This window comes from Acidovorax sp. HMWF018 (assembly GCF_003061035.1).
Taxonomy (GTDB): Bacteria; Pseudomonadota; Gammaproteobacteria; order Burkholderiales; family Burkholderiaceae_C; genus Acidovorax; species Acidovorax delafieldii.
The window spans coordinates 1-5,121 of sequence record NZ_QAIM01000237.1 but is presented as its reverse complement, the minus strand read 5'-3'; the positions used below and the strand labels follow the sequence as shown (position 1 = coordinate 5,121).

The 5,121-nt window shown below is 67.1% G+C and carries 5 protein-coding genes; all 5 read right to left on the bottom strand.

What is annotated here, in order from left to right:
- Positions 1 to 739: acyl-CoA dehydrogenase family protein (locus DBR23_RS08495; RefSeq protein WP_199227665.1), on the bottom strand; the 739-nt coding region annotated here is incomplete at its 3' end.
- Between the two features lie 53 nt (positions 740 to 792).
- Positions 793 to 1,923: a DNA alkylation repair protein gene (locus tag DBR23_RS08490; protein ID WP_108497949.1), complete on the bottom strand. Its 1,131-nt coding sequence runs from the start codon at positions 1,921 to 1,923 to the stop codon at positions 793 to 795.
- A 23-nt stretch (positions 1,924 to 1,946) separates the two neighbouring features.
- Complete coding sequence (locus DBR23_RS08485) at positions 1,947 to 3,560, bottom strand: acyl-CoA carboxylase subunit beta (RefSeq protein WP_108497948.1); 1,614 nt, start codon at positions 3,558 to 3,560, stop codon at positions 1,947 to 1,949.
- Entirely contained in the window at positions 3,557 to 4,486 is a 930-nt protein-coding gene (locus DBR23_RS08480) for an SDR family oxidoreductase (protein ID WP_108497947.1), read from the bottom strand. The genes DBR23_RS08485 and DBR23_RS08480 overlap by 4 nt, the downstream gene beginning before the upstream one ends.
- A 28-nt stretch (positions 4,487 to 4,514) precedes the next feature.
- Positions 4,515 to 5,121, bottom strand: a 607-nt coding sequence (locus tag DBR23_RS08475) for a TetR/AcrR family transcriptional regulator (protein ID WP_108497946.1), incomplete at its 5' end; no start/stop codon positions are given.

Sequence of the window (5,121 nt, the reverse complement as noted above, 5' to 3'; positions counted from 1 at the left end):
GGAACTGCTGCATCTGGTAGATAAAGCCCTGCCCTTCGGCGCCGATGCGGTAGCGCTGCGGTACGCGCACCTCGTCAAAGTAGATCAGGCCCGTGTCGCTGCTGTGCATGCCGATCTTGCGGATCTTTTGCGCCACCTCGATGCCCTTGGTGAGCTTGCCGCCCGGGCCATCCCGCATGGGCACCATCACCAGGCTCTTGTTCTTGTGCACAGGCCCTTCGCCCGTGTTCACCAGCATGCACATCCAGTCGGCCTGCAGGCTGTTGGTGATCCACATCTTCTGGCCGGTGATCACGTAGTCGTCGCCGTCCTTGCGCGCCACGCTCTTGATGCCCGACACATCGCTGCCCGCCGCAGGCTCGCTCACGCCGATGCAGCCCACCATGTCGCCCGCAATGGCGGGGGCGAGAAAGTTGCGCTTGAGTTCTTCGCTGCCATAGCGCGCCAGGGCCGGGGTGCACATGTCGGTCTGCACGCCGATGGCCATGGGCACGCCGCCGCAGTGGATGTGGCCCAGCGCCTCGGCCATGGCCAGGCTGTAGGAGTAGTCCAGCCCTGCGCCGCCATATTCCTCGGGCTTGCACAAGCCCAGCAGGCCCAGGTTGCCCATCTTCTTGAAGACCTCGTGCGCGGGGAAGATCTCGGCCGCTTCCCACTCGTCCACGTGGGGGTTGATCTCCTCGTCGATGAAACGCTTGAGGGTCTTCTGGATCTCGCGGTGCTCGTGTGTGAACTGCATGGTGCTTGTCTCCTGCTGTTGCGTTTGTACGTTTGTATGCCTGCAAACCTCGATCACGAAAGCTGAAATTGCCCCAGCGGCTGGGGCCGCCCGTTGAGCACCAACTCCACCTGGTGCGCGCCGGGGTAGTGGGTGCGTGTGGTCATCTGCTGCAGCGACAGCGTCTTGCCCACCGCTACGGTGGCGCCGGGCGGTATGTCCAGCGTCTCCAGCTTGAACACCTTGGGCGCCGCGCCGCCGTGGGCCTTGACATAGTGCACCTTCAGGTCCGCCAGCACGCGCTGGGGCTGGGGTGTGGGGTTGTGCAGTTCGACCTCGATGCGCACCTTGTCTCCAATGCATGCGCGGGCGGGTAGCACGCGCGCGGCCCGCACATCCAGCGCCACGGCATGACCCACGCCCAGGGCATCGAGCGCAGCGGCGTCGCCGAGTTTGATGAGAAAACGCAGGCCGTGGCGCACCAGGGCTTCACGCGGGGCGGGCGCGCCCTGCAACCAGGTGCGCGCGGTGCCCACGGCCAGGTCGGGGTGGTCCTTGGCGATATCGCCCAGGTGGTTGGCGACCGAGCGGCGCACGTAAGACGATGGATCGTCCTTGAGCGCATCGAGCAAAGGCAGGGCCAGTTGCGGGTTGTTCTGGAATGCAGGCAATCGCGGCGCCCAGGGCAGGCGGGGCCGCGTGCCTTCACTCACCAGGCGGCGGACATGGGCGTTGTCGTCGTGCGCCCAGTCGCGCAGCCGTGCGAGCGTGGCCTGTTGGTGGTGCAGCAGATAGGGGCGTATGGAGAACTCGGCGGTAAAGCGCTGGGTCAGCGCATGCTGCGCGGCCATGGCCGCCTCGAAATGCGGCAGGCCGTGTGTGCCGATGTAGATGCTGTGCGGCAGGTACAAAAAGGCGCTGTAGGGGCGGTCACCCGCGTCGGGCTCACCCACCGCATCCAGGCCCATGGGTGGGTCCATCGAATCGACCAGCACACTTAGCGCGCGTGGCACGTCTTGCGGCAGGTGGGCCTGCAGGGCCTGCGCAATGCGCTGGCCGCGCGCCATCAGCTCCAGCGATTCGTAGCCGGGCTGTACTTGCTGCAGAAACCCGGTGGTATCGAACTTGCGCCACGCACGGCGCACCATGGCCGCGATGCGCGGCGGCACGGTGTCGTTCAGCAGGTGTTTGAGAGGCTCGGCCATCGTGGAGATTGCGTGCGAAGCGCCTACATCCGCGCCACGCCAAAGCTCAGGGGCCGCAGCGTGCGGGCCTGTGCCTCGGCGCAGGTGTCCAGGCAAAACGCCAGCACGGCGCGCGTGTCGCGCGGGTCGATTACGCCGTCGTCCAGCAGCAGACCGCTGGTGTAGAACGCATCGGCCTGGGCCTCGAACATGGCGACGATTTTGTCGAACTGGGCCTGCGATTCGGCCGGGTCGGGCGTGAGGCCTTTGCGCGCCAGCGCCGCCTCGGTCACGATCTGCATGGTGCGCGCGGCCTGCTCGCCGCCCATCACCGCTGTCTTGGCGCCGGGCCAGCTGAACAGGAAGCGCGGCGCATAGCCCCGCCCGCACATGCCGTAGTTGCCCGCACCAAAGCTGGCGCCGCACTGGATGGTGATCTGCGGCACGGTGGCGTTGGTCACGGCCTGGATCATCTTGCTGCCGTGCTTGATCATGCCGCCCTGCTCGCTGTCCTTGCCGACCATGTAGCCCGTGGTGTTCTGCAGGTAGATGATGGGGTGGCCCAGCTGGCACATCCACTGGATGAAGTGCGTGGCCTTGTTGGCGCCCGCCACGTCGATGGGGCCGTTGTTGCTGATGAAGCCCACCGCATGGCCCTGGATGTGGCCCTGCGCGCACAGGGTTGCCATGCCGTAGCGGGCCTTGAATTCCAGCAGCTCCGAGCCGTCCACTAGCCGCGCCATCACCTCGCGCATGTCCACGGGCTGGCGCAGGTCGGCAGACATCAGGGACAGCAGGTCGTCTGCCGGCAAGAGAGGTGCGGGCGCGCTGGGTCGCGGGGCCGTGTTCCACCCCAGCTGCGCCACCACATCGCGTGCCAAGCCAATCGCCTCACGGTCGTCCTGGGCCAGGTATTCGCCCAGGCCCGAGACGGACGTGTGCATCTCGGCGCCGCCCAGTTCTTCTTCCGTCGCAATCTCGCCCGTCGCCGCCATGAGCAGCGGCGGCCCGGCCAGAAAGGCGCGCGAGCGGCCCTGCACCATGATGACCACATCCGACAACCCCGGCATATAGGCGCCGCCTGCGGTGCCCGAGCCGTGCTGCACGGTGATGACCGGAATGCCCGCCGCCGACAGCCGCGCGAGGTTGCGGAACAGCGTGCCGCCGTGCACGAAGCCCTCCACCCGGTAGCGCATGAGGTTGGCACCCGCGCTCTCCACCAGGTGGATGAACGGCAAGCGGTTTTGCAGCGCGATCTCCTGCACGCGCAAGATCTTTTCCAGGCCCATGGGCTGGATGGCTCCGGCCTCGATGCCCGAGTCACTGGCCACCACCATGCAACGCACACCGCTGACAAAGCCGATGCCCGCGACCATGCCGCCACCGGGCACAGACTTCTCAGGGTCTTTCACGTCCTGCAGGTAGCCCGCCAGGGTGCACAGCGGCAGCCAGGGCGCACCCGCATCCAGCAGCAGCGCCACACGCTGGCGCGGCAGCAGCTGGCCGCGTTTTTCAAACTGGGGCAGCGACCGGGCCGAGGCGGCGGCGGCACGCTCTTCCAGCGCGCGCAGGGCATGAAGGCGAGCCTGCAGCGCCGCGCGGCGCTGCGTGGCCTCGGCACTGCCTGGGTTGAATCGGGAAGTGAAGACGGCGGTCATGCGGCCTCGGTCTTGGGGGTGTGGGAAGGTGCAAACACCTGCGGCACCTGCGCGCGGTGAAAGCCGTCAAATGGCCGCACGGCCGCGTGTGCTGCGGCGGTGGCACCAGGCGGACGCTGCGGCCAGCCCATGCGCACCTGGGGCCGTGCGCCGTCCACCCGCAGCGTGGTGCCGCTGATGAAGCTGGCTGCCGGGCTGAGCAAAAAGGTGATGGCCGCCGACACCTCGGCCTCGTTGCCAAAGCGCCCGAGCGGCACCGTGCGCGGCATGGCACGCAGCATGTCTGCCGCCTCGGGCGGGTAGTTGTCCATGCCGCTGGAGGCGATGTACCCCGGCGCCACGGCGTTCACGCGCACACCGCTGTGTGCCCATTCCAGCGCAGCGGTTTCGGTGAAACTGACCATGCCCGCGCGCGCTGCACCGCTGTGCCCCATGCCGGGCATGGAGCCCCACATGTCCGCCACGATGTTGACGATGGAGCCGCCGTGCTGCGCCATCCACTGGCGGTAGCACTCGCGCGCCATCAGAAAGCCGCCGGTGAGGTTGGTGTGCAGCACGGCCTCCCAGCCCTTGGCGCTGATGGATTCGAGCGGCGACATGAACTGCCCGCCTGCGTTGTTGACCAGCGCATCGATGCGGCCCTGCGCAGCAAGGATCTGCTGCACCAGCGCCACCACGCCTTCTTCGGATCGGATGTCGCACACCTCACAGGAAACACGGCCGCCATCGGCAGTGATCTCTTCAGCCACGGCCAGCAGCTTTTCAGGCTTGCGCCCCACCAGCACCACATGCGCGCCCAGGTGCGCCAGCTCATGTGCCGTGCACCGGCCAATGCCCGAGCCACCGCCGGTGACCACCACCACCTGGCCCTGGAACAGGCCCGGAGCAAACACTGACTGGTAGGCGTTGCGCGCGGTGGGGGCCATGGTGACTCTGCCTTGATGGGGTTGTTTGTTATGAACGGATGAACAAGGCGAGTGCCTCATCGGTGAGCGCGTCGAGCGACTTGCCCTTCTTGGGCGAGAACCATTGCACCGCCCAGTTAAGCGCCCCAAAGATGAACAGCCGCGCCACACCGGGCTCGGCCTGCAGCGCACCCTGCTTTGCCAGCGCTTCGAGCACAGGCATCCAGGTGGCCTCGTAGCTGTCCTTGATGCGGGCAATGCCCTTGCGCTGCGCAGGCGTCAGCGAGCGCCATTCGTACAGCATCACCGGGATGAAGCTGCTGCGGGGCCCGAGCAGGATCTCGAAATGGTGGCGAATGAGCGTGTGCAACTGCTCGCGCGGTGTGGCCTGGGCTGGCAGCGCATCGAGTGCCTGCTGCTGGCTTTGTGTGGCCATGGTCATGCCCTCGCTCATCACGGCGTAGAGCAGCGCGCTTTTGCTTTCGAAGTGGTAGAACGGCGAGCCACTGTGCATGCCTGCGGCCGCCGCAATGTCGCGCGTGCTGGTGGCGGCAAAGCCCTGGGTGCGGAACAGCTTGGCCGCGCCGTCCATGAGCTTGCGGCGGCGGTTGCCGTCGTCGAGTTCTTCGGCGGTTTTGCGGGGGCGGCCGCAGGCA

What these genes read in the sequence shown, in the direction of transcription:
- DBR23_RS08485 (WP_108497948.1), bottom strand. Translation starts at nt 3,560, where the DNA reads ATGACCGCCGTCTTCACTTCCCGATTCAACCCAGGCAGTGCCGAGGCC.
- DBR23_RS08480 (WP_108497947.1), bottom strand. Translation starts at nt 4,486, where the DNA reads ATGGCCCCCACCGCGCGCAACGCCTACCAGTCAGTGTTTGCTCCGGGC.
- DBR23_RS08490 (WP_108497949.1), bottom strand. Translation starts at nt 1,923, where the DNA reads ATGGCCGAGCCTCTCAAACACCTGCTGAACGACACCGTGCCGCCGCGC.